The sequence below is a fragment of the Vibrio sp. V42_P2S4T144 genome (assembly GCF_009904715.1).
Classification (GTDB): domain Bacteria; phylum Pseudomonadota; class Gammaproteobacteria; order Enterobacterales; family Vibrionaceae; genus Vibrio; species Vibrio alginolyticus.
Window position 1 is genome coordinate 1 of the sequence record NZ_WXWS01000231.1, and the last position, 2518, is coordinate 2518.

Annotated in this window: 4 protein-coding genes; all 4 read right to left on the bottom strand. The window is 45.9% G+C overall.

The annotated features are described in order from the left end of the window. The coding region (locus tag CAG68_RS08120; RefSeq protein ID WP_161440991.1) for a pilus assembly protein PilP at positions 1 to 395 on the bottom strand (395 nt) is incomplete at its 3' end. Beyond that, entirely contained in the window at positions 385 to 978 is a 594-nt protein-coding gene (locus tag CAG68_RS08125) for a type 4a pilus biogenesis protein PilO (protein ID WP_005382767.1), read from the bottom strand. The genes CAG68_RS08125 and CAG68_RS08120, both read right to left, overlap by 11 nt. Then, a complete protein-coding gene (locus CAG68_RS08130; protein WP_054579557.1) occupies positions 971 to 1546 on the bottom strand; it encodes a PilN domain-containing protein in 576 nt (191 codons plus the stop codon). Before CAG68_RS08130 ends, CAG68_RS08125 begins: the two co-directional genes overlap by 8 nt. Continuing rightward, on the bottom strand, positions 1530 to 2516 hold the full coding sequence (gene pilM, locus CAG68_RS08135) for a type IV pilus biogenesis protein PilM (RefSeq protein WP_337250507.1): 987 nt from the start codon (positions 2514 to 2516) through the stop codon (positions 1530 to 1532). The genes CAG68_RS08130 and pilM overlap by 17 nt, the downstream gene beginning before the upstream one ends. Positions 2517 to 2518 lie beyond the last annotated feature (2 nt).

Genomic DNA, 2518 nt, shown 5'->3' on the forward strand with positions numbered 1-2518 from the left:
TATTGACCCGGCTTAACTTTATAGACGGTGCCATTGGGAGCCTGAACGAGGCCAGAAACCGTGTTATCCATGCCCATGACCCCTTTCAAACGTAATTGGCTTAATGGGAATTTTTCTAATTTGCCAGTTCGCCTTCTTGAGGGCGGTTGCCAACAATCTTTTCTTGCAACTGGCTGAGTCGCGATGGTGGCTTCTTTGGGTAATTCAAAGGGTGCACGCTGTACTTCCGGTGCGTACGTGACTGCAACATACTTGTCTGCGGGCTTAAGCTTCTCGACCTCTCGACGCGCCTGTGTTTCCACTCCTCGAATAAAATCCGTCAATGATTCATCATTCGCCTGGCAGCCCATCAATAGAGAACCCATCAATACCAACAACAAAGACTTACTTGTCATTTTTCGTCTCCTCCGGCTTAAACTGATAGGTGTTAGCGCGCACCCGAAAGTGCAGGGTTTCGCTCTCTTGGCTGACACGTTGCCAAGTCACATCTTTAAACGTGATGATTCGAGGTAGCGTCGCTATTGCCTGAGAAAAATGGCCGATGTCATGAAAGTCGCCCGTTAACTCTATGTTTAAAGGAAGACGATAAAGGAAGTGCTCTGATTGTTTTTCGCCCCAGTCGATTCGGGTGAAAGTCAGCTTATTGTCGATGCCAAGCTCATTCACTGAAGCGAGCATTGTAGCCAGCTCTTTTTGCGCAGGCAGTTGTTGCAGTAATAACTCGTAACGAGTGGTAAGTTCATCCAATTGAGATTGAAGCTGAGGCAACGCTGCCACTTTGTTCGCTTTGATCTTCAATGCCACCTTGAGTGTCTGCTCCTGCTGAATCAAGTGATTCAACTGTTCTTCTTTCGGTTTAAGGTAAAACCAATAACCTAAGCCTTGAATCGCCATGATCAGAAGCACGATTACTACAATCTGGGGCAACAATGGCCACTCGGCCATTTCATCTATTTCGAGATCCTGCCAATCAACCACGTTGAGCCTCCAATTTCTTCTCCGTTACTTTGAACATGAAAGACACTTTGAATGTTTGAAACTCTTTCCCAAAACGGGCTTTGCCGTGAACGATGGAATGCATTTCTACGTCGTTCAACTTGGCCGAGCGCTCCATGTTGTCCAGCATCGTGGCAAGTTTTGGAGTGCTATCAGAGATCCCAGAGATCTCAATTTCCAGATCATTCATTTTGATCTTGTCGACATATACACCTTCAGGGATAACGGCAGGCATTAAGTTCATGAACTCGGTCGTTTTGTTTCGTCCGTTTTGTAAACCTTCAACGACCTTTAGACGTTCGAGGATTTTGCTGTGCTCTAGCTCTGCAATTTTCATTGCTTCAATACGCTGGTCGAGTTCGGCAATGTAGTGAGTGAGGTAATCGAGCCGCTCCTGTTGTTGATCTTGTTGGTACTCAAAAAACTTTCCAATACCCCACTGGATGCCAACAGCGACCAACATGCCTAATGCGACCAAACTGATGAAACGACGTCGGTGCTCTTCTCTTTGATTCTCTCGCCAAGGAAGTAAATTAATGCGATAAAGCACGGGCGCCTCCTAGCCAATGAATGCCACGAACGGCCAGTCCGGCTGCTGTTGAGAAATGCTGCCAATCCACAGCACGACGCTTACGCTTAGACACCTTCATCTCAAATAGCCCTAGCGGATTTAGCAATTCACACTCTAACGACAATTGTTGAGACAACTCCTCTGCGAGCATGGGAGTGGAGGCCCCTTCCCCTGATAACCAGATACCCTTGATGTTTTGTGAGCCATTGATTGAGGTATAGAGCTGCATCTGGCGCTTTACTCGCTCTACGATTTGACGGTTAAACAGCTCTGTTTTCTCCTGAGCATCATCGGACAGAAAATCGACTGGAGAAGCGCTGTTTACTCCGCGTGTGCCGTAAGCAAACTCTTTGTGAAACAGTTCACCTTGTTCGGTAAACATGGTGAAGGAGCTCGATAAGGTGCCAATATCGAGTAAGCAGTATTTGTTTTTGTCAGGAAAGCGATCGGCGGTGAGCTTCCAGATATGACCAAGGCTTTGCGAATGCACGTCCACTAAAACAGGTTTTAGTCCGGACTTTTGTAATGCATCGACTCGGCCTTCTACCACATCTTTTCTTGTCGCAAACACTTGATAGCTATCACTGCCACTCTGCCCGCCCTCAGCGCGAAGACGAACGAAGTCTAAACTCAGCTCTTCGACAGGGAATGGCGATTGATGAGAAAAGGCTTGTATCACTGCAAACTCAACTTCACTCTCTTCAAGATTTTGTTCTATTTGCAGTTTCTTGCTAATTACCGAGTTATCAGGAACTGAAATCGCAACTTTTTTAGCGCCAAAAGGCAGTTCTTTTTTTATCTGCTTGAGGGTCTTTACAATTTCTTGATGATTTATGGTGTTATTTTCAGCGACAATACCTTCCTTTAGTAATATTTCTTTGTAACCCAACAGAGCGTAATTGTTGCCTGTGGGTTTAAGTACTACGGCTTTGAGGCTGTTATGGCCTATAT